This is a genomic window from Pseudoalteromonas sp. 31A1 (genome assembly GCF_011378815.1).
Classification (GTDB): Bacteria; Pseudomonadota; Gammaproteobacteria; order Enterobacterales; family Alteromonadaceae; genus Pseudoalteromonas; species Pseudoalteromonas arctica.
Window position 1 is genome coordinate 1 of record NZ_WTKY01000008.1, and the last position, 23,217, is coordinate 23,217.

General features: G+C 41.2%; 16 protein-coding genes and 1 tRNA gene. 2 read left to right on the plus strand and 15 right to left on the minus strand.

The genetic code is table 11. The annotated features are described in order from the left end of the window. From GQR52_RS09565 to GQR52_RS09625, 13 genes are all read right to left on the minus strand, one after another. The coding region (locus GQR52_RS09565; protein WP_240914468.1) for a GTP-binding protein at positions 1–143 on the minus strand (143 nt) is incomplete at its 3' end. Positions 144–205: 62 nt separating this feature from the next. After that, complete coding sequence (gene fusA / locus GQR52_RS09570) at positions 206–2,320, minus strand: elongation factor G (RefSeq protein ID WP_165728275.1); 2,115 nt, start codon at positions 2,318–2,320, stop codon at positions 206–208. Between the two features lie 27 nt (positions 2,321–2,347). After that, on the minus strand, positions 2,348–2,818 hold the full coding sequence (gene rpsG, locus GQR52_RS09575) for a 30S ribosomal protein S7 (RefSeq protein ID WP_010555004.1): 471 nt from the start codon (positions 2,816–2,818) through the stop codon (positions 2,348–2,350). 97 nt (positions 2,819–2,915) lie between these two features. Further along, a complete protein-coding gene (gene rpsL, locus GQR52_RS09580) occupies positions 2,916–3,290 on the minus strand; it encodes a 30S ribosomal protein S12 (RefSeq protein ID WP_002958885.1) in 375 nt (124 codons plus the stop codon). 194 nt (positions 3,291–3,484) lie between these two features. After that, entirely contained in the window at positions 3,485–7,660 is a 4,176-nt protein-coding gene (gene rpoC, locus GQR52_RS09585; protein ID WP_007580130.1) for a DNA-directed RNA polymerase subunit beta', read from the minus strand. Positions 7,661–7,764: 104 nt separating this feature from the next. Beyond that, a complete protein-coding gene (rpoB, locus tag GQR52_RS09590; RefSeq protein WP_007580127.1) occupies positions 7,765–11,790 on the minus strand; it encodes a DNA-directed RNA polymerase subunit beta in 4,026 nt (1,341 codons plus the stop codon). A 271-nt stretch (positions 11,791–12,061) separates the two neighbouring features. Then, positions 12,062–12,424, minus strand: coding sequence for a 50S ribosomal protein L7/L12 (gene rplL / locus GQR52_RS09595; protein WP_002958882.1), 363 nt, complete (start codon positions 12,422–12,424; stop codon positions 12,062–12,064). A gap of 76 nt (positions 12,425–12,500) precedes the next feature. Next, complete coding sequence (rplJ, locus tag GQR52_RS09600; RefSeq protein ID WP_002958881.1) at positions 12,501–12,995, minus strand: 50S ribosomal protein L10; 495 nt, start codon at positions 12,993–12,995, stop codon at positions 12,501–12,503. A gap of 322 nt (positions 12,996–13,317) precedes the next feature. Then, complete coding sequence (rplA, locus tag GQR52_RS09605; RefSeq protein ID WP_165728276.1) at positions 13,318–14,022, minus strand: 50S ribosomal protein L1; 705 nt, start codon at positions 14,020–14,022, stop codon at positions 13,318–13,320. Positions 14,023–14,025: 3 nt separating this feature from the next. Beyond that, on the minus strand, positions 14,026–14,454 hold the full coding sequence (rplK, locus tag GQR52_RS09610; RefSeq protein WP_002958879.1) for a 50S ribosomal protein L11: 429 nt from the start codon (positions 14,452–14,454) through the stop codon (positions 14,026–14,028). Between the two features lie 213 nt (positions 14,455–14,667). Next, positions 14,668–15,231, minus strand: a complete 564-nt coding sequence (gene nusG / locus GQR52_RS09615; protein ID WP_007580122.1) for a transcription termination/antitermination protein NusG — start codon at positions 15,229–15,231, stop codon at positions 14,668–14,670. Positions 15,232–15,235: 4 nt separating this feature from the next. After that, positions 15,236–15,613, minus strand: coding sequence for a preprotein translocase subunit SecE (gene secE, locus GQR52_RS09620; protein WP_002958877.1), 378 nt, complete (start codon positions 15,611–15,613; stop codon positions 15,236–15,238). A gap of 132 nt (positions 15,614–15,745) precedes the next feature. After that, positions 15,746–15,822, minus strand: a tRNA-Trp gene (locus GQR52_RS09625). A gap of 164 nt (positions 15,823–15,986) precedes the next feature. Between GQR52_RS09625 and GQR52_RS09630 the strand changes: the two genes are divergently transcribed. After that, positions 15,987–19,967, plus strand: coding sequence for a two-component regulator propeller domain-containing protein (locus GQR52_RS09630; protein ID WP_165728277.1), 3,981 nt, complete (start codon positions 15,987–15,989; stop codon positions 19,965–19,967). 136 nt (positions 19,968–20,103) lie between these two features. Then, a complete protein-coding gene (locus GQR52_RS09635) occupies positions 20,104–21,234 on the plus strand; it encodes a CsgG/HfaB family protein (protein ID WP_165728278.1) in 1,131 nt (376 codons plus the stop codon). Positions 21,235–21,284: 50 nt separating this feature from the next. Here the strand turns inward: GQR52_RS09635 and GQR52_RS09640 are convergent, their stop codons facing one another. Continuing rightward, positions 21,285–22,133 carry an SPFH domain-containing protein gene (locus GQR52_RS09640; protein WP_165728279.1) on the minus strand — a complete coding sequence of 283 codons (849 nt, stop codon included), beginning with the start codon at positions 22,131–22,133 and terminating at the stop codon, positions 21,285–21,287. A gap of 10 nt (positions 22,134–22,143) precedes the next feature. Then, positions 22,144–22,890 (minus strand): deoxyribose-phosphate aldolase, encoded by a 747-nt coding sequence (gene deoC / locus GQR52_RS09645; RefSeq protein WP_165728280.1) that lies wholly within the window; start codon positions 22,888–22,890, stop codon positions 22,144–22,146. Positions 22,891–23,217: the final 327 nt, after the last annotated feature.

Consider the following 23,217-nt stretch of genomic DNA (forward strand, 5'->3'; position numbering starts at 1 on the left):
GCGAAATCTTTAGCAACACCGCCGTATACTTTTGCAAGTACGTTAGTGATTGCTGCAGTTAGTGTAGTTTTACCGTGGTCAACGTGGCCGATTGTACCAACGTTTACATGCGGTTTTACGCGTTCAAACTTTTCTTTTGCCATCTTAAAAAATTCCTAATAAAGAAATTAAAGCCTGACTCACTATTGAGCCAGACAAGCTAAAATTATATAACAGCGCGAGCTGAAATTATTGTATCTGCAACGTTTTTCGAGGCTTCAGCGTACTTCACAAACTCCATAGAGTATGAGGCACGGCCTTGTGTTGCAGATCGTAAAGCAGTCGCATAACCAAACATTTCAGAAAGAGGAACTTGCGCATTAATTTGCTTAAGTCCACCTAATGCATCTTCCATGCCTTCGATTATGCCGCGGCGACGATTTAAGTCGCCAACTACATCACCCATATTTGAATCAGGAGTGAGTACTTCAACCTTCATTACTGGCTCTAAAAGTACAGGGTCAGCTTTACGCGCCCCATCTCTCATTGCCAGTGAACCTGCTATTTTAAATGCCATTTCATTCGAATCTACATCATGGAATGAACCATCATATAAAGTCGCTTTAACGCCAAGTAATGGGTAGCCTGCCAGTACACCTTGAGACATTTGCTCTTGGATACCTTTGTCTACCGCAGGAACGAACTCTTTAGGAACAGACCCACCTACGGTTTCGTTAACGAACTCGTAAATTGGTGACTCATCATCCGTAATGTCCATCGGTTCAAGTTTAAGCCAAACGTGACCATATTGACCACGACCACCTGACTGACGTATAAACTTCCCTTCAACCTTAACAGTTGAACGAATAGCTTCTCGGTATGAGACCTGCGGCTTACCAACGTTACATTCAACACTGAATTCACGTTTCATACGGTCGACGATGATATCTAGGTGAAGCTCACCCATGCCAGAGATTATAACCTGGCCTGATTCTTCGTCAGTTTGTACGCGAAAAGAAGGGTCTTCAGCAGCTAGTTTACCTAGCGCGATACCCATCTTATCTTGGTCAGCTATAGTGCGAGGCTCAACCGCAATAGAGATTACTGGTTCAGGGAATTCCATACGCTCAAGCGTAATAATAGAATTCGGATCACACAGTGTTTCACCTGTTGTTACGTCTTTAAGACCAATAGCTGCCGCGATGTCGCCTGCGAAAACTTCTTTGATCTCTTCACGAGAGTTTGAATGCATCTGTACGATACGGCCAAGTCGCTCACGCTTACTTTTTACTGGATTATATACCGTGTCACCCTGCTTAACAGTACCAGAGTAAACACGGAAAAAGGTCAAGGTCCCAACGAACGGGTCTGTAGCAATCTTAAATGCGAGTGCAGCAAACGGCGCTTTATCATTAGCAGGACGTTCTTCCTCAGTACCATTTTCTAAGATACCTTGGATTTGTTTCACTTGCTCTGGCGACGGCATATATTCAACAACGCCATCAAGCACAGCTTGAACGCCTTTGTTTTTAAATGCGCTACCACAAGTAACTGGAACAATCTCATTAGCTAATGTTCGTTGGCGTAAAGCATTTTTAATTTCTGCTTCACTTAACTCTTCACCTTCTAAGTATTTATCCATTAGTTCTTCTGTTGCTTCAGCAGCGCTTTCAACTAAATGAGAGCGCCATTCTTCAGCTAATTCCAGAAGTTCTGCCGGTATTGCCTCATATGAAAAAGTCATACCCTGGTCCGCTTCGTTCCAGTTAATCATTTTCATTTTTATGAGGTCAATAACACCTTTAAAGTCGTCCTCAGCGCCTACAGGCAACTGAATTGGAACAGGCGTTGCTCCAAGACGAGATTTCACCTGGCTAACCACAGCTAAGAAGTCAGCGCCCGTGCGATCCATTTTATTTACGAAGATCATTCTCGGAACTTCGTATTTGTTCGCTTGACGCCAAACTGTCTCAGTTTGCGGCTGTACACCAGATGAAGCACAAAGAACAACTACCGCACCATCGAGTACGCGTAAAGAACGCTCTACTTCGATAGTGAAATCTACGTGTCCTGGAGTATCAATAATATTGATACGATGGGCGTCAAATTGAGCGTCCATCCCTTTCCAAAAACACGTTGTTGCAGCAGAAGTGATTGTGATACCACGCTCTTGTTCCTGCTCCATCCAATCCATAGTTGCAGCGCCATCATGTACTTCACCGATCTTATGAGAAAGACCCGTGTAGAACAGAACTCGTTCTGTTGTGGTGGTTTTGCCTGCATCTACGTGAGCTACAATACCTATATTACGATAGCGCTCAAGTGGAGTTGTACGTGCCATATGATCCTCTTAAAGGTTAAAGACAGATTACCAACGGTAATGAGCGAATGCTTTATTCGCTTCAGCCATACGGTGAACGTCTTCACGTTTCTTAACCGCAGTGCCTTTATTATCAGAAGCGTCAACGATTTCTTGAGCTAAACGTAAGCCCATAGATTTTTCGCCACGCTTACGTGCAGCGTCTACTAACCAACGCATACCTAATGCGTTACGACGAACTGGACGTACTTCAACTGGTACTTGATAAGTTGAACCACCAACACGGCGAGATTTAACTTCTACCTGTGGGCGGATGTTATCAAGTGCAGTTTCAAAGATTTCTAGGTGCGACTTGCCTGATTTCTCAGCAGCCACGTCTAGCGCACCATAAACAATTTTTTCAGCAGTAGATTTCTTGCCGTCTAACATCACGATGTTAACGAATTTAGCAAGAAGTTCCGATCCGAACTTAGGATCTGGAAGAATTTTACGTTGACCGATTACGCGTCTTCTAGGCATTTTGTATCTCCGGTTTATTCAGGTTTGCTCTTTCGAGTCAATCACCCAAAACAATAATTATAAATATTTAGTGCTTGGCCTTACTAACGGAAAACAATTAGCCTTTAGGGCGTTTTGCACCGTATTTAGAACGAGCTTGACGACGATCGCTAACGCCTGCACAGTCAAGTGCACCACGAACAGTGTGAAAACGCACACCTGGTAAATCTTTAACACGACCACCACGGATTAGGATTACACTATGCTCTTGAAGGTTATGACCTTCACCGCCAATGTATGAAGTTACTTCGAAACCGTTAGTTAAACGTACACGTGCTACTTTACGTAACGCCGAGTTAGGTTTCTTAGGTGTAGTTGTATATACGCGAGTACATACACCGCGCTTTTGCGGACACGCTTTTAGTGCAGCTGAGTTACTTTTCGTAACCTTGCTACGGCGTGGCTTACGCACTAGCTGGTTAATAGTTGCCATTTAAATAGCTCCTGAAATTAAAATTACTACTGAAAAAAATAAAAAATCCGCCCTTTATTTACGAGCCTGCATTAAGCACACAAGTAAATGGGTGGCGGAATTTTAATGAGCAAAGTTTAACCTGTCAACCTAAACTAACCGCAAGACAGCATATAACTGACTTGCGATCACTTAATCTATTGATTAAGAACAGTTTATTGATTTCCAGACAAATCAGCATTTAGAGCGTCTGTAAGTGCTTGAGTTGCCTCTTCTGCACTTACTGTTTGCTCTTCTACTACTACTTTGCTTTGTTTACGGCGAGCCATACGTTCTTGATGATACGCAAAACCGGTACCGGCTGGGATCAAACGACCCACAATTACGTTTTCTTTAAGACCGCGAAGCTCATCGCTCTTACCATTCACTGCCGCATCTGTAAGAACACGTGTTGTCTCTTGGAAAGACGCTGCAGAGATGAAAGATTCTGTTGCTAGTGATGCTTTTGTGATACCCATTAACTGGATTTCAAACTTAGCTGGTATCTTACCTTGTTTTTCAAGGTCACGGTTTGCGATATTAACGCGCGCCACTTCGATTTGTTCACCGGCTAAGAAGTCAGTATCACCGCCGTGCATAATGGTACATTTACGTAACATTTGACGGATAATTGTTTCAATGTGCTTGTCATTGATCTTAACGCCTTGCAAACGGTAAACCTCTTGCACTTCGTTAACGATATAGTTAGCAACATGAGTCACACCACGTAGGCGTAAGATGTCATGCGGTGATTCAGGACCATCGGCGATAACTTCACCTTTAGACACTTGCTCACCTTCAAACACGTTAAGTTGACGCCATTTAGGAATCATCTCTTCGTAATGATCACCTTCAGCTGGAGTAATAACTAAACGCTTCTTACCTTTAGTCTCTTTACCGAAGCTAATTGTACCAGTTACTTCAGCTAATATAGCTGGTTCTTTTGGCTTACGAGCTTCAAATAAGTCGGCTACGCGTGGTAGACCACCCGTGATATCACGAGTTTTCGAACCTTCTTGCGGAATACGTGCTAACACGTCACCTGGGTTTGCTGTAACGCCGTCAATAACTTCAATCGTCGTGAATGAAGGAAGACGTGTTTCTTGCAGACCGCGCTCTTCACTTTCGATGATAAGCTTTGGTTCTTTCGTATTTACTTTAGCAAGATCTTTTACAACTACACGGGTTAAACCAGTTAGCTCATCAGTCTGTGCTTCAGTATTTGAATCATCGATATCGCTGAACGATACTTTTGATTTATGCTCAAGAACGATTGGGTGACTATGCGGGTCCCAAGTAGCAACGATATCGTTACCTAGAACTTCAGCATTGTCTTGCACTGTTAATACCGCACCGTAAGGTACTTTATAACGCTCTTTCTCACGACCATGACTATCAATGATAGTAATTTCCGTAGAACGAGAGGTAATAACAATCTTACCGTCTGTGTTTAATACGTACTTAGAGTTATGAAGTTTTAATGTACCGTTAGTTTTAACTTGTACATTATTTTCTGCAGACGCTCTAGATGCCGCACCACCGATGTGGAAGGTACGCATTGTTAACTGTGTACCCGGCTCACCAATTGACTGTGCCGCGATAACACCCACTGATTCACCAGCGTTGATGATATGACCACGTGCTAGGTCACGACCGTAACAGTTAGCACAAACACCAAAGTCATTATCACAAGTGATAACAGAACGTACACGAACTTCATCTACTGAATGCTCTTCTAAAAGATCACACAGTTTTTCGTCTAGCATGATATTACGTTCAACAAGCACTGTATTAGTACCTGGAATCACAATATCTTCAGCAACAACACGACCTAGAACACGTTCACGAAGTGCTTCTACAACATCACCACCTTCAATAAGCGGTTTCATTGTTAAGCCATCTTCTGTGCCACAGTCATCTTCATTGATTACCAAATCTTGTGCAACGTCTACTAGACGACGCGTTAGGTAACCCGAGTTTGCTGTTTTAAGTGCTGTATCGGCAAGACCTTTACGCGCACCATGCGTTGAGATGAAGTACTGAAGTACGTTTAGACCTTCACGGAAGTTAGCTGTGATTGGAGTCTCGATGATTGAACCATCTGGACGTGCCATTAGACCACGCATACCCGCCAACTGACGAATCTGTGCAGCACTACCACGAGCACCTGAGTCGGCCATCATAAACACTGAGTTAAATGACGGTTGCTCTACTTCTTCACCTTGTGCATTGATAACTGTGTCTTTCGACAAGTTAGACATCATCTCACGTGATAAGTTTTCGTTTACACGTGACCAGATATCGATAACTTTGTTGTACTTTTCACCAGCCGTTACAAGACCTGATTGGAATTGTTGGTTGATTTCAGTAACTTCAGCTTCAGCTGATTCAATTATCTGTGCTTTAACCGGTGGGATAACTAAGTCATCAATACCGATAGAAACACCTGACTTCATTGCATAATGGAAACCGGTGTACATAACTTGGTCAGCAAAGATAACTGTATCTTTAAGACCTAGACGACGGTAACACTCATTCAATAAGCCAGAAATCTGCTTTTTACCTAGCGGCTGGTTGATTGACGCAAACGGCATGCCTTTAGGTAAAATTAGAGACAGAATCGCACGACCAACAGTTGTATCGATAACAGTAATAGTATCTTCTACTACGCCGTCTTCGTTTTTAACTGATTGGCTAATACGTACTTTCACAATTGCGTGAAGGTCTGCATTGCCACTGCGGTATGCTTTTTCTGCTTCTTTTGGATCTTTAAATATCGCGCCTTCGCCTTTAGCGTTAATGCGGTCACGAGTCATGTAATAAAGACCCAATACAACATCCTGTGAAGGAACGATGATTGGCTCACCATTCGCAGGAGATAGAATGTTGTTTGTTGACATCATCAATGCACGAGCTTCAAGCTGCGCTTCGATTGTTAACGGTACGTGTACCGCCATTTGGTCACCATCGAAATCGGCGTTGTAAGCCGCACATACTAATGGATGCAAATGAATCGCTTTACCTTCGATAAGCACAGGCTCAAACGCTTGGATACCCAAACGGTGAAGTGTTGGTGCACGGTTAAGTAATACTGGATGTTCACGAATTACTTCGTCAAGTACATCCCATACTTCCGGAACTTCACGTTCAACCATCTTCTTAGCAGCTTTGATTGTCGTAGCCATGCCGCGACGTTCTAATTTGCCATAGATGAATGGTTTGAATAGCTCTAGTGCCATCTTCTTAGGAAGACCACATTGGTGAAGCTTAAGTGTAGGACCAACTGTGATTACAGAACGGCCTGAATAATCTACACGCTTACCAAGTAAGTTCTGACGGAAACGACCTTGCTTACCCTTGATCATATCAGCAAGAGATTTAAGAGGACGTTTGTTAGAACCTGTAATTGCACGACCACGACGACCGTTATCAAGTAGCGCATCTACCGCTTCTTGTAACATACGTTTTTCGTTACGTACAATAATGTCTGGTGCTGCTAAATCTAGTAGACGCTTAAGACGGTTATTACGGTTAATAACACGACGGTAAAGGTCATTTAGATCAGATGTCGCAAAACGACCACCGTCTAATGGTACTAATGGGCGTAGATCAGGTGGCAATACTGGAAGTACTGTCATGATCATCCACTCAGGGTTATTACCTGATTGGTGGAACGATTCCATTAACTTAAGACGTTTAGTGATTTTTTTACGCTTAGTTTCAGAGTTAATTGTTGGTAACTCTTCACGCATCTCAGCAATTAATTGAGCAAGATCAAGTTCACGAAGCAAGTCTAAAACTGCTTCAGCACCCATCTTAGCTTCAAACTCATCACCGTGCTCTTCTAGTGAATCTAAGTATTCTTCTTCACCTAATAGCTGACCACGCTCAAGCGTTGTCATACCAGGTTCAGTTACTACGAATGATTCGAAGTAAAGAACACGTTCAATATCACGAAGCGTCATATCTAGCATTAAGCCAATACGTGACGGTAATGATTTTAAAAACCATATATGTGCAACTGGGCTCGCAAGGTCGATATGACCCATACGATCGCGTCGCACTTTAGTGAGTGTTACTTCAACGCCACACTTTTCACAGATCACACCACGGTGTTTAAGGCGTTTATATTTACCACATAAACACTCATAATCTTTCACTGGGCCGAAAATACGGGCACAGAATAAGCCATCGCGCTCAGGCTTGAAAGTACGGTAGTTAATAGTCTCAGGTTTCTTTACTTCACCGTATGACCATGAACGAACCATGTCTGGTGAAGCAAGACCAATGCGAATTGCATCGAATTCTTCGGTCTTATTTTGTTGCTTCAGAAACTTAAGTAAGTCTTTCACCTTAGCTCTCCTGTCGGAGTTAATCTTGAGGACGGATAATCTCGTCCCTACATTCTATTCAGCCGTAACAGATGCTGCAGCGTTAACTGCAGCATCTAATTGGCTTAATTTTCTTCCAACTCGATGTTGATACCCAGTGAGCGGATTTCTTTCAACAATACGTTGAACGATTCTGGCATACCTGGTTCCATTTTATGGTTACCATCAACGATGTTTTTATACATCTTAGTACGACCGTTCACGTCATCCGATTTCACTGTTAGCATTTCTTGTAGAGTGTAAGCAGCACCATAAGCTTCAAGTGCCCATACTTCCATCTCACCAAAACGCTGGCCACCGAACTGTGCTTTACCACCCAGCGGCTGCTGAGTAACAAGGCTGTAAGAACCAGTAGAACGTGCGTGCATCTTATCGTCAACCAAGTGGTTAAGTTTAAGCATGTACATGTAACCAACAGTTACTTGACGTTCAAACTGATCGCCAGTACGGCCATCATAAAGTGTAACCTGACCACTACGAGGATAGCCCGCAAGCTCAAGCATGTCTTTGATTTCGCTTTCTTTCGCGCCATCAAATGCAGGAGTAGCTATTGGTAAACCACCTTTTAAGTTTTCAGCTAGACGACGAATTTCGTCATCAGTGAAGCTAGCAATATCTACAACTTGGCGAGATTCGCCAATTTCGTATGCTTGCTTGATGAAGTCACGTAGCTCATGAAGCTCACGTTGCTCTTTCATCATCTCTTCAATACGTTCACCGATACCACGTGCAGCAAGACCCATATGTGTTTCAAGGATCTGACCGATGTTCATACGTGATGGTACACCTAGTGGATTCAATACGATATCTACCGTACGACCTTTGTCATCGTAAGGCATATCTTCTACTGGTACGATAGTCGAGATAACACCTTTGTTACCATGACGACCCGCCATTTTATCACCCGGTTGGATACGACGTTTAACAGCTAGGTATACTTTAACAATCTTAAGTACGCCTGGTGCTAAGTCATCACCTTGGGTAATTTTACGACGTTTGTTTTCAAACTTCTTATCGTATTCAGCTTTAAGTTCATCGTACTGTGCAGCTAGTTGCTCAAGCTCAGCTTGCTTGTCTTCTTCAGCAAGGCTTTGCGTAAGTACTTTTTCAGCATTTAGAGATGCAAGTTTATCTTCATCAAAACCAGCAGCTATAAGTAGCTTACGTGCACGGTCTAAAACGCCTGCTTCTAAAATACGGAACTCTTCGTTGAAGTCTTTCTTCGCTTCGCGAAGCTGCATGTCTTCAACTTCTAACGCGCGTTTATCTTTTTCAACACCATCACGGGTGAAAACTTGCACGTCAATTACAGTACCAGTTACAGAATTTGGTACACGTAAAGAGCTGTCTTTAACGTCAGACGCTTTTTCGCCGAAGATAGCACGCAGTAGCTTCTCTTCAGGTGTAAGCTGTGTCTCGCCTTTAGGAGTCACTTTACCTACTAGGATATCGCCGCCTTTAACTTCAGCACCAATATATACAACGCCTGATTCATCAAGCTTGCCTAGCGCAGACTCACCCACATTCGGGATATCTGCAGTGATCTCTTCTGGACCTAATTTAGTATCACGGGCAACACACTGTAGTTCTTGAATATGGATAGTCGTTAGACGATCTTCTTCAACTACGCGCTCTGATAACAAGATTGAATCTTCGAAGTTGTAACCGTTCCATGGCATGAATGCCACGCGAAGGTTTTGACCAAGGGCTAAGTCACCTAAGTCAGTCGAAGGACCATCTGCTAACACGTCACCACGAGTAACCGGTTCGCCAACCATACAAGTTGGTTTTTGGTTAATACATGTATTTTGGTTTGAACGTGTGTATTTGGTTAAGTTGTAGATGTCGATGCCCGCTTCACCAGGAATGCGTTCTTCTTCATGTACATTTACAACGATGCGACTTGCGTCAGCATACATTACTTCACCACCACGTTTAGCAACGATAGTTACACCAGAATCTTTCGCTAGTGTTAACTCAATACCAGTACCTACTAACGGCTTATCCGCTTTCAATGTTGGTACTGCTTGACGTTGCATGTTTGAACCCATCAATGCACGGTTAGCATCATCGTGTTCTAGGAACGGGATAAGTGCTGCCGCTACAGAAATCACCTGTTGTGGTGATACATCCATATACTGCTGGTCCATGCGACCCATAAAGGTAGATTCACCTTTGTGACGACATGGGATAAGTTCATCAACAAACTCATTGGTTTCAGTTAAGTTTGAGTTCGCCTGTGCGATAACAAACTGACCTTCTTCAATGGCTGATAAATAATCAACTTCATCAGTTACAACACCGTCTACCACTTTGCGGTAAGGTGTTTCTAAGAAACCGTAGTCATTTGTACGTGCGTACGTAGACAACGAGTTAATTAGACCGATATTTGGACCCTCAGGAGTCTCGATTGGACATACGCGACCATAGTGAGTTACGTGAACGTCACGTACTTCAAAGCCTGCGCGTTCACGAGTTAGACCGCCCGGACCTAATGCAGAGATACGACGTTTATGCGTAACTTCTGATAGTGGGTTATTTTGGTCCATAAACTGTGATAACTGAGACGAGCCGAAGAACTCTTTAACAGCTGCCGAAATAGGCTTAGCGTTAATAAGATCTTGTGGCATTATCGCGTCAAGGTCACCTAAGCTTAAACGCTCACGTACAGCACGTTCAACACGTACTAGACCAACACGGAATTGGTTCTCAGCCATTTCGCCAACACTACGTATACGACGGTTGCCTAAGTGATCGATATCATCAACATCGCCTTGACCGTTACGAATAGCAATTAATACTTTCATAACAGACACGATGTCTTCTTTGCTTAATGTACCAGGGCCTGTGTCTGTATCGTAACCAACACGGCTATTGAACTTCATACGACCTACAGTAGATAAGTCATAACGTTCTTCAGAGAAGAACAAGTTCTGGAATAAGGCTTCAGCCGCGTCTTTCGTCGGTGGCTCGCCTGGGCGCATCATGCGGTAAATTTCTACTAGTGCTTCTAAACGGCTGCTTGCAGAGTCAATGTTTAATGTATTTGACATGTAAGCACCGCTGTCCACTTCATTGATATATAACGTATCAATTTTAGTGTAACCGGCTTTAACCAATTCAGCCATTAGCTCTAGAGTTAGCTCGTCATTTGCATTTGCAATAACTTCACCAGTTGACTCATCAACATAGTTTTTAGCTACAATACGGCCAATGATGTACTCATGTGGTACTTCTAATTGCTTAATGCCTTTCTTTTCGATGCTCTTGATGTGGCGAGCCGTAACACGACGACCGCTTTCAACAAATACTTCACCGTCTTCGCTCTTGATATCAAAAGCGGCAGTTTCACCACGTAAACGCGAAGGTACAAGTTCCATAAGAACTTTACCATTCGTTACTTCAAACGTAGTGTTATCGAAGAACATATCTAGGATTTGTTCGCTAGAATACTCTAGTGCACGTAGGATGATAGACGCCGGTAATTTACGACGACGGTCAATACGTACATATAAGTTATCTTTTGCATCAAATTCGAAGTCTAACCATGAACCACGGTAAGGTATAACGCGTGCGTTATATAATACTTTACCCGATGAATGGGTTTTACCGCGGTCGTTATCAAAGAATACACCAGGGCTACGGTGTAGCTGAGAAACGATAACACGCTCTGTACCATTGATTACAAAAGTACCGGTATCTGTCATGAGCGGAATTTCGCCCATGTAAACTTCTTGCTCTTTAATGTCTTTAACTGTGCCTGGTGCTTCTTTGTCCATAACAACAAGACGCAGTTTCACGCGAAGTGGAGCAGAATAAGTCACACCGCGAATTTGACATTCTTTTACATCGAAAACTGGCTCACCAATACGGTAACTTACGTATTGAAGCTCAGAATTTCCCGAGTAGCTTTTAATAGGGAACACAGAACGGAAGGCAGCTTCCAAACCATGATCGCCATCAGCGTCCGGCACTAAGAATTTTTTAAACGATTCTAACTGTGTAGACAGTAAAAAAGGTATATCCAAAACTTGTGGACGTTTACCAAAATCCTTACGGATACGTTTCTTTTCAGAATAAGAGTAAGCCATGGGGTTCCTCAGCTTGCTGATCTTTGACCCGACCTGTTCTTGTAAGAACAGACTTAACTGGCAGCTATGCCAAGATTTTACAACATTTAACTGTTGTTCTAATTAGATCCCACTTTAACACTAGCAAACTATAAAGCGTTGAAAGTAAAGAAAAAATCAGATTTTATTTGAACTAAAAGAGTGCATCACTCTATAGCGCAAAAAGGCCGGTGATTAAATAATCACCAGCCCTTGCCTGATTTCTCAGGCAGCGAACTTAGCAAAAGCTAAATTACTTAACCTCAACTTCAGCACCAGCTTCAGTAAGATCTTTTGCAAGTGCTTCAGCTTCTTCTTTAGATACACCTTCTTTAACAGGTGTAGGAGCAGCTTCAACAAGAGCTTTCGCTTCTTTAAGGCCAAGGCCAGTTGCGCTACGAACAGCTTTGATTGCAGAAACCTTGTTAGCGCCAGCGCCAGTAAGGATTACGTCAAATTCTGTTTTCTCTTCAGCAGCTTCAGCAGCTGGACCAGCTACCATTGCAGCTGCAGCAGTTACGCCGAATTTTTCTTCCATTGCTTCGATAAGAGCAACAACGTCCATTACTGACATTTCAGCAATTGCGTCAAGGATTTGGTCTTTAGATACAGACATTACAAATTTCCTAATAATTAACGGACATTACGTCCAAATAAATTTTACACCGAAAGTGAGATTAAACAGCTTAAAATTAAGCAGCTTGCTCTTCTTTCTGTACACGTACTGCTTCAATTGTTTTACACAATTTGCCAGCAGACGCTTCTTTCATAGCACTCATTAAGCGTGCAACAGCTTCGTCGTATGTAGGTAATGTAGCAAGCATTGCTGCATCAACAACATTTCCTTCAAAAGCGGCCGTTTTAAGCTCGAATTTCTCATTCTTTTTCGCGAAATCTGAAAAGATACGCGCAGCAGCACCTGGGTGCTCTGATGAGAAAGCGATTAAGCTTGGACCAACAAATGAATCAGAAAGACACTCAAAATCTGTTCCTTCAAGAGCACGTTTTGCTAAAGTGTTACGGACAACTTTCATCCAAACACCATTTGCACGAGCTTCTTTACGAAGGGCAGTGATTGCGCCAACTGTTACACCACGAGAATCTGCAACAACTGCAGATAGAGCACCATTGGCTGCTTCGTTGACTTCAGCAACTATTGCTTTTTTGCCTTGAAGATTTAAAGCCATGGGTGTTACTCCTGGTTTAATGGGGATACCGATTATCGGATTCCCCTGTTCTACTCTTCCCTACCAAACAAGGTAGAGATGCTTTTTACGGCGAGAGCCAGAAGGATTAGGAAAAATCTATCTGGGGTCTACACCGTCTACGTAGGTGAATATTAAGGCCGAAGCCACCTACGGTCTTGGACGGAAGCCCAATTTATCGTTAACCCCGAAGGCTTAACGAAATTATGGACTTCAACCCGAATTCTTTACTTTGCCAATTAATAAATTAATCAACAAAATGGCGCGAAATTATAGTACAAATTTCACGCCATGTAAACACTAATTAAGCTACAGTTGTGCTTAAAGTGCCTTGGTCAACAGAAACGCCTGCGCCCATTGTTGTAGATATAGTTACTTTCTTCAAGTAAACACCTTTAGCTTGAGAAGGTTTAGCCTTCTTAAGCGCAACAATTAGAGACTCAAGGTTTTGTTGTAATTGCTCTGCAGTGAAATCAACCTTACCAATAGTAGTATGGATGATGCCATTTTTGTCATTACGGTAACGTACTTGACCTGCTTTAGCATTTTTAACTGCTTCTGCAACGTTAGGCGTTACAGTACCAGTTTTAGGGTTTGGCATTAGACCACGTGGGCCTAAGATTTGACCTAGTTGACCAACAACACGCATAGCGTCTGGTGATGCAACAACAACGTCAAAGTTCATCTCGCCTTTTTTAACTAGTTCAGCAAGATCTTCCATGCCTACTAATTCAGCACCGGCTTCTTTTGCAGCTTCTGCATTAGCGCCTTGTGTGAATACAGCAACACGAACGTCACGACCAGTACCGTTAGGTAGTACAGTAGCACCACGAACGTTTTGATCAGATTTACGAGCATCGATACCAAGGTTAACGGCAACGTCAACACTTTCTACGAATTTAGCTGTCGCTAACTCTTTTAAAAGAGCAACTGCTTCATTGATTTCGTAATCTTTTGTTACTTCCACTTTTTCGCGGATAGTACGCATACGTTTAGTTAATTTAGCCATTTCTTAGTCCTCTACGTTCAAGCCCATCGCACGCGCAGAACCTGCGATAGTGCGAACCGCTGCGTCCATATCGGCAGCTGTAAGGTCAGTTCGTTTTGTCTCAACAATTTCTTCAAGTTGAGCACGAGTTACTGTGCCTACTTTATCAGTGTTAGGACGGCCTGAGCCTGACTTGATACCAGCAGCTTTCTTAAGTAAGTAAGCAGCAGGTGGCGTTTTCATGTCGAACGTAAATGAACGGTCACCGTAAACAGAGATCACTACAGGAACTGGAGCGCCTTTTTCGATAGACTCTGTACGTGCGTTAAACGCTTTACAGAATTCCATGATGTTTACACCGTGTTGACCTAGTGCAGGACCTACTGGAGGACTAGGATTAGCCATACCAGCGGCAACTTGTAGCTTGATTAGAGCTTCAACTTTTTTAGCCATTATAAATACCTCATTTGGTGGGTCTCAGCCTTGTGCGCGCGAGGACGCGTACTCTAACGGCTTCCCAGTTTAAAAATTGGTTTCGTACTTTTTGCACAGTAAAAATAAATTTTACCTTAATACAAAAAGGCCGCTGATTATAAGTTAATCAGCGACCTTTTTCAAGCTTCATGCCAAAATTTAAATAAAAATTAGCGAAGCTTTTTTAATCAATTACTTATCTTGCTCAACTTGACCGAATTCAAGCTCAACTGGCGTAGAACGACCAAAAATAAGTACAGATACTTTTACGCGGCTCTTTTCGTAGTCAACTTCTTCAACTACACCACTGAAATCTGCAAATGGTCCGTCTGTAACGCGAACAACTTCACCTGGTTCAAATAATGTAGCAGGTTTAGGTGCTTCAGCATTTTCTTGAAGGCGATTAAGAATGCGTTCTGCTTCTTTAGGAGTTATTGGAGCAGGACGATCAGACGTTCCACCAATAAAGCCCATTACACGTTCAGTGCTGTTCACTAAGTGCCAGCTTGCGTCATTCATATCCATTTGTACTAATACATAACCTGGAAAGAATTTACGCTCAGATTTACGCTTTTGGCCAGCGCGCATCTCAACAACTTCTTCAGTTGGTACTAGTATCTCACCAAAGCTCGATTCAAGACCTTCGATTTTAATGTGTTCAGTTAACGTTTGAGCTACACGCTTTTCGTAACCAGAAAAGGCTTGTACTACATACCAACGTAACTTAATTTCTTTGTTCTCGTTCTCATCCGACATGGGATCAGATCTCCAATCCAGTTAAAAAGCCTACAGCGCGGAATAAAATGCCATCTAATCCCCAAAGGATAAGTGCCATAATCACTGTTGCAACCATTACAATTAATGTCGTGTGGGTAGTTTCTTGGCGCGTTGGCCAAATAACTTTGCGTACTTCAATTCGAGCTTCTTTAGCGAAAGCAAGAAAGTTACGTCCCTTAAATGTTTGCGAGGCAATTGCTAATCCGGCCGCTATTGCAACAACAACGCCGATAGCACGTAGTAGTACAGATTGATCTGCATACATGTGATTACCAACAACTGCGCCTGCAAGTAGCGCGATTGCTACTAACCACTTTACTGACTCCATCGCACTTGATGGTGTTTCTACATTCGTGCTCATAATATTATTACCTTAACTACAGACACAACAACCCTACACTACGGTAAGGTTAATCCATTAAAATCTAAACTTAAAAACAGACTTAATTTAAACCGGTTTTTAATCTCAGACTACTCAAACCACAAGTAAAACTGGCAGGGGCGGAGAGATTCGAACTCCCAACCATCGGTTTTGGAGACCGCTGTTCTACCAATTGGAACTACGCCCCTGCAAAGTGGATGCCTATTATACTTACGCAGTCCATTAACACAAGCCTAAAAGATACCCACATTGGAAAATCTCGGCATTGCATTAAAAAATCAATCTTAACATTGATTAAAAAGCAGTTTATGATTGTCCAAATTATAGGGACTCACAATTAGATGGGAAGTCTGTGAAAGCAATAAAAACAATCATAAGATATAAAATTATTAGCTTTTTATTATTATTTCATATTAGTTCTTATGCCCTGCCATTGTACTTAGATACATATACAAATGAACAAGGTTTATCACAAAATTCAATTACCTGCAGTACCACTGATGAAAAAGGGTTTCATTGGTTTGCTACCCAAGGTGGCTTAAACCGATTTGATGGGTATGAATTTAAGCACTATAAATTCAATCCTTCGCAACCTAGTATTTCGGGAAATTGGATTACGGACTGCCTGAATTTAGGAAACGGCCACATTTGGTTTGCTACAACAAGTAATGGACTTAACTTATTAAATACTGAAACAGGAAGTTTTAGTGTTTTTAACCAGTACTCAACCCCTCCTATTACAAACGAACGTATTTCATTAATTTCTTCTAATTCGCCACAAATCATTTGGATTGGTCACGATAAAGGGCAACTTACTCGTTTAGATACATACACAGGTACTACCGAATTATTTTCTTATCAGGGCACGAATCACTTAAATGTTGTTTTTAAGGATGTGCTTTTTGATGATCAAAAAAACCTTTGGTTAGCAAGTAGTATCGGGCTGATTAAGTTCGATACACAAACACATCGGTTCGAACATATATCTAATAGCCCTGAACAGCTCTGGCAATTAAAAAAAGCAGCAAACGGCAAATTTATTATAGGAGGCAAGACTGGTCTAAGTGTTTTTGACTCAAACACACTCGCATTTTATAACTTTGAGCAACTCAAAAATGTTTGGGTCACAGATATACTTTTTGATGATGAAAAAAAATTATGGGTAAGCACTTATGGTCATGGTCTTTATTACCAAGCTACAGATAATTTATTAAGTAGCGAGTTTCGTCAACTTACTCACTCTCCAGATTTAAAACATGGCTTAGCTAACGATCACCTATTATCACTTTACCAAGACCCTCAAGGCATTATTTGGATTGGTACAGACGGCTATGGATTACATCGCTATGATAAAAGGCAGGCTCAGTTTGGTCATCAAAAACATCAAAGCAATAACCCAGCTTCTATCTCGAATGACTTTGTAAGAGCAATACTCAAAGACAGTAACAACTTACTTTGGGTGGGTACGCGCGACGGACTTAACAAACAAACTGACACAGGATTTAAACGCTATAAAACAGATAAAAATCAAGATATAGGCTTAACTAATAACAATATATTTAGTCTTTATGAAGATGCCAATAAACGCGTATGGATAGGCACATACGGAGGTGGTTTACTGCTTTACAACCCAATTAATGATAACTTTTCGGCTTTTACTGTGCAAAGCCATCAACTCAGTAGTAACCGTATTTATGCAATCGAAGGTGATCTAAGTGGTAATTTATGGCTGGGCAGTAACGAAGGCTTAACGCGATTTAATCCCGATACTTTACAGGTTACAAATTTTAAATACACCGCAGATAAAAATAGTATCTCAAATAATACTGTTTTTAGTATTACTTATGACAGCGACAACAACGCTATATGGGCAGGAACCCGCGCAGGGTTAAATAAACTTTCTTTACATGATGAAACATTCACCCATTACCAAAGCGATCTTAAAAAGCCTAATAGTTTAACGCACGACATGGTTACATCCTTGCATTTACAAGATAAAAACACTTTATGGGTAGGTACTTTTGGCGGGCTCAATAAGTTAAATATCCAAACAAACAAAGTAATAAACATTACAGAGTTTGATGGCTTACTTAACGATAATATTTTTGCAATTAAACAAGATAGCAGCGGTTACTTGTGGCTAAGCAGCAACCAAGGCCTAACCCGTTACGCTCCTCAAACCCAACAAATGCAGCATTTTTTACCCGCAAACGGTATACAGCATCATTCTTTTATTTTAGGTGCCGCTTTTCAAGCCGATGACGGCGAGCTATTTTTTGGTGGTATTAATGGTTTTAATCAATTTGATCCGTTAAAACTAACCCTAGCAACTCAACCCCCAGAACCCGTTATTACAGACTTACTTATTTATAACCAGTCAGTCGCGACGCAGCAATATATAAAAAACAAGACCCAAACGGCTAAGCTTATAAGCTATACAGACAGACTCTTTTTTAAAGAAGAAGATGGTGTTATCGGCTTTAAATTTTCTGCTTTAAACAGTGCAGAGCCCCCTTCTCAATACCAATATGCTTACAAGTTAGCTGGGTTAGATAAGCAGTTTTTATACGCAAACAAAAACCAGAGGCAAGTTAGTTATTCTCAACTTCCCGCTGGAAGCTATCACTTTATTGTAAAAGTTAAAGATCAATACGGTCAATGGAGTGATGATAAAACAATGGTTGCGCTTAAAGTTACTCCACCTTGGTGGAAGAACAATGTTGCCTATGTAACTTACATCATTATCGTATTATTTATAATGTGGTTAATTATAACAGCAAGGTATAGAGCTAACGTTGCAGAGCAAGCAAACTTAAAAGAGAAAGAACTTAGCAACTTAAAAACCCAACTATTAGATAATGTTAGCCATGAACTTAAAACACCATTGAGCTTAATATTAGCGCCACTTGAGAGTTTACAAAAAAGCCATAAGGATTCAGACACCCAACAAAAACTAGCGATGATTCAACGTAATAGCTATAAGCTATTGGATCAAATAAACCAACTTTTACAGCTCAGCCAGCGCCCAAGCACAGCAGTGAAACACGTCACACCCTATGCTATAAAGCCGGTAGTTGAACAATTAATTGAAGATTTCACCCCTTTATTTAAACAAAAAAATATTACGTTCGAGTTTGAAGATTTAACACAAAAAACTATTCCCATTAAATTAGAGCTAAATCATACAATTTCTATTATCAGTAACTTATTGAGTAACGCACAAAAATACACTCCAAACACTGGCAAAGTATTACTTCAGCTATTAACTCAAAAACAAACATTAATCATCACAGTCTCAGATACTGGTGTTGGTATAGATAAAGAGCACCTTGAGACCGTTTTTCAACGATTTACACGCATAGATACGAGTAATCAAAGTGGTAGCGGTATTGGCTTAGCGCTGGTGAAGCAGCTAGTTGAGCAATATGGAGGAACTATTGAACTTAAAAGTGAATTAAACAAAGGAAGTTGTTTTACTGTTTCACTCCCAACAACTCAAACAGACGAAACCTCTAACCTCACGGCTCTTGCTGTGTCTAAAAACAATAATTTATGTGCAGTAAAAAGTAATAAGATTCTTATTATTGAAGACAACGATGAAATGCGTGATTTAATAACGTCACTATTTATTAGTAGCTTCACGTGTATAAGTGCAGCTAACGGAGAGCTAGGTTTAGCTTTATGTAAAAACGAAATGCCTGACTTGGTAATAAGTGATGTAATGATGCCTGTTATGGATGGCTATCAGTTTATTAAAGCACTGCGCAGCGACACGGCTATTAGCCATATTCCGGTGTTATTACTTTCAGCAAAGGCAGATACGCATAGTAAATTAAAGGGCCTAGACTTACTTGCTGATGACTATTTGAGTAAACCTTTTGAGCCGCAGCTGTTACTCAGCCGCGTTCAAGGGTTATTAACGATTAGAGAAGTACTTAATCAACATTTAAAACAACAACTACCTGCTTTATCACAAACAACCCAGCTCGACCCACAAATGGCGCAAAGTAAAGATTATGTATTTACCGAGCGTGTAAAAACGACAGTAAAAGAGCATTACCAAGACGAAGCATTTAGCGTAGAAGAATTTGCAGCAGCGCTCTACCTTAGCCCTCGCGCTTTACAATTAAAAATGAAAGCCTTGTACAACCTAACACCAAGCGATTACATTCGAAATATTCGTTTAGAATTTGCACAAGAGCTTTTAAAAAATAGTGAGCTTGCAATTGGTCTAGTAGCACAGCAAGTTGGCTTTAATTCACAAAGCTACTTTGCCCGGTGCTTTAAAGCAAAATATAATATGTCCCCAAAACAGTTTCGCGAACAATCCTGATAAATTTCGCCTGTGTGACTAAATATTTCGCACCAGTACTATTATTAACCTACTGATTTAACTAAATTAACATGAATTTAAATATTAAAGGAAATGCACTGCATTTCCCTTGAGCATATTAATTAAGGACAGTCATATGTTAAAAGCACCACAAAAACTATTATTAACGGCACTATTAACTGCCACTCTTAGCGCTTGTCAAAGCACCTCCACAAATGTTACGTCAGGTCAAAATTCACCAGACATAAACACTGTCGCCCAAGAACAATACAATGGGCCTAAAGCTCGTATTGCTGTTGCACGCTTTACCGACAAATCAAACAACTCAAAATGGTGGCGTAAAGAAATAGGCGACGGTATGGCTGATCAATTAACTACGGCACTCGTATCAACAAATCGCTTTATTGTTTTAGAGCGCCAAGCGCTTGATGCTGTTTTATCAGAACAAGACCTAGCAGCCTCAGGTCGCGTTAGTGCATCATCGGGTGCCGCTTATGGTGAGATTGAAGGCGCTGAAATAGTCGTTATTGCAGCGGTAACTGAATTTGATGACGATAGCTCTGGTGCAAGTGTTGGCAGTGGCGGCTTTATGGGTGATGTATTTAGCTCTGTATCCGCTGGTTTCTCAGGCTCGCATATGGCGATTGATCTTCGTCTAATAGATACACGCACATCACGCATTTTAGCTGCAACAAGTGTTGAAGGTGGCAGTAAAGATTTTGACTTTACTGGAGCCGCAACCAACTTTGGTGGCGCACTTGTTGGCGGTAATATTAGTGGATGGTCTGATACCCCTAAAGAAAAAGCCCTTCGTGAAGTTATTATTAAAGCGATTGAGTTTTTAGAAACTAAAATTCCAGATACTTACTATCGCTATAACAGTAATAACACTTTAGCATCGGGTTACACTGCGCCGCCACCGGCAGCTGTACAAGCAAAAACAGCCAGCAAGAGCGCTGTAACAGTCGATGTACCCACTCATAGAATGCCACATTATGAAAAGATGGATTTAGCAATGTCGCGCCTAAGCTTGGTATGTTTGGGTTACCTAAGAAACCAGCCTGATTACGAAGAATTTGAAACACAGGATGTTGAGTACGATCGTAAAACAGTTATCGCACTTCGTGAGTACCAACAAGATAAAAAACTAAAGGTAACCGGTTTAGCTGATGAAACAACTAAGAAGTCACTTGATGATAGTGGTTGTATTGCTAAAACGAACAAATCAAGCCTCGAAAGTATAAGCAACATGTTTAAGTTTAATTAATGGCTTTGACTTGGGTAGCTAATAAAAAGAGCTACCCAAGTACTCACTATCTAGTTAGCGCCTTTAACAAGTGGCACTCCGTTATTACCTACCGGAATATAAACAGTTGTATGATTAGGCGACTCAGCCATTTTTATTTGTGCATTAATTGCTTCATGTTGAATGTAATTAGCTGTTAGTGTTGCGTTAATGATCTTCTGAGCTTGAGCAATCCCTTTGGCTTCTTCAACCCTAATTTCAGCGTCTTTTTTGGCAATCTCTTTTTGTGTTTCTTTTTCCGATAATAGCTGCTGAGCTGCCAACTTTTTCTCAACTGCATTAGCAACAATATCGGGGTAATTAATATTGCCTACTACAACGTTTGCAAGTTTAAACGGCGTTGTCGATAAATAACTTTGCAGGCGCAAAGTCACTTCCTTCGCAATTTTCTCACGATTTGTTTTAAGCTCGCCACTATCGTATTTTTGTACTGTATCGCGCACATACGTTCTAAAAGTTTCACGTACAAAGCGTTTATACCAATTTTCGGCGCCATATTTTTCCACAACAGTTCTAACCGACCCACTTTCAATAGCAATCACTGCATGAAAATCGAATTTAATATTTAAATCATCATTAGCCAGTATTCTAAATGTTTCGGTATATGTATTAGGTCGCATATCGATGTTTACCACTTCATTTCGCAGTAATGACATACCGTAATTAGATGGGCCCTTCATTGTTCCTTGATAACCACCTTCACCAAATACACGCGGCTTTTCGAATACGTAGCCTTCTTCACCTGCGGGTGTGCTTGGGTTAGTACATGCAGTTAATCCAAAACCAACGACTCCTACAACCAATGCACCTTTAAATAGGTTATTAAACAATGTTTGTGTCCCGGAGTTTCTTGCTCTCATTATTTATCCTTTAATTACTTTTTAATATTGTATAAACATCGCTTAACAGGCTCGAGGCACCAAACCTAAATGTATTTGCTTGCAGATAATCATCTCCCATTATCGCGCGTGCTAGCGCTAAATAATCACTGGCATCGGCAACAGTTTTAACACCACCGGCAGCTTTAAAGCCCACACGTTTATCTGAGTTTTTAATAGCTGTTAGCATAATTTTTGTTGATTCAAGTGTGGCATTTACAGCGACCTTACCTGTACTGGTTTTTACAAAATCAGCACCGCCTTTAATTGCAAGCTCCGTGGCCTGAGTTATGAGTGCTTCAGTTTTTAGCTCTCCACTTTCTATTATTACTTTTAATTGAGCGTGCGACCCACACGCTTTTTTACTTTCGCTTACATAGCTAAGTACTGTTTGAACATCGCCCGCTATGAGTTTTTTGTAAGGAATAACCAAATCAATTTCGTCAGCGCCGCGCTCTATTGCAATAAGTGTTTCGTTAATTACATCACTCAGTGGTGCATCACCCGTTGGGAAATTAGTGACTGTTGCAACTTTTACGTGGTTAAGCTCACGCGCTGCGAGTGCTATTTTTGCATCATCAACAAAGTCGCTATAAACACATACAGCGGCAGGTGTGCCCAGCGTCGGGTTTATACTATCAACAAGCGCTTGAATGCTTTTGGTGGTATCGCTGGTGTTTAAGCTTGTTAAATCCATCAGTGCGACTGCTAATGCGGCATCTTTTTGGTGTTGTGTCATTAGAGCTCCGTTGCTTATGTAATACCAATTTTATTAAAAACATAATCATTTTAGCGTATTAAATAACTCACTAACTACGTTAAAAATTATTTATATAGAACAACTATGTATCATAATTTTAGCCTTGTTATTGAGCTATTTTCTCGTCGCTATAATAGATCACTAATTTAATGCAATTGGTATAAGTACAAAATAGAATATGCTTCCATATTAACAAATTAAACCAAACTCGCTATAGCTCATAACCAAACACTATAAGCTGTTTATTTTACTTGTAACTCGGCGCAATCCCTTGTTAACTAACTCTTAGGCCTAAAAAGCCCACCT